Source organism: Pseudomonas putida (assembly GCF_004357765.1).
Taxonomy (GTDB): Bacteria; Pseudomonadota; Gammaproteobacteria; order Pseudomonadales; family Pseudomonadaceae; genus Aquipseudomonas; species Aquipseudomonas putida_U.
In genome coordinates this window covers 1-519 of record NZ_SMTE01000142.1, presented here as the reverse complement: position 1 = coordinate 519, position 519 = coordinate 1, and the positions used below count along the sequence as shown (strand labels likewise).

Genomic DNA, 519 nt, shown 5'->3' with positions numbered 1-519 from the left:
GCTCCATTTCGCGTTCGAACATCAGCGCTTCCTTCTTGCTCCTGGTTGCGGTCGCGCCGGCTTCGTTGGCGCCTTCCATGTCCTTCAGGCGCTTGCTCGAGGTCTTGACCGTCTTGAAGTTGGTCAGCATGCCGCCGAGCCAGCGGCTGTCGACGAACGGCATGCCTGCGCGAGCCGCTTCTTCAGCCAGGATCTCGCGCGATTGACGCGTCGTACCAACGAACAGAATGGTGCCCCGGTTGGCTGCCAGTTGGCGCACGTACTTCAGTGCGTCCTGGTACATCGGCAGCGTCTTTTCCAGGTTGATGATGTGAATCTTGTTGCGATGGCCGAAGATGTAAGGGGCCATCTTGGGGTTCCAGAAGCGGGTCTGGTGGCCAAAGTGGACACCGGCTTCCAGCATTTCGCGCATGGTTACGGACATGAAATTCTCCAGTCGGGTTAGGTCTAAAGCCGCCTCAGACATTCTTCGCATGCGATACGAAAAACACCCGCGGTGAAGCGGCTCGCGATTTCAAG

Annotated in this window: 1 protein-coding gene; it reads right to left on the bottom strand. The window is 58.2% G+C overall.

The window, feature by feature from the left end:
• Nucleotides 1-424 (bottom strand): 30S ribosomal protein S2 (gene rpsB / locus E2H86_RS25830; protein ID WP_133332299.1); only part of this gene is annotated, 424 nt, incomplete at its 3' end.
• Nucleotides 425-519 lie beyond the last annotated feature (95 nt).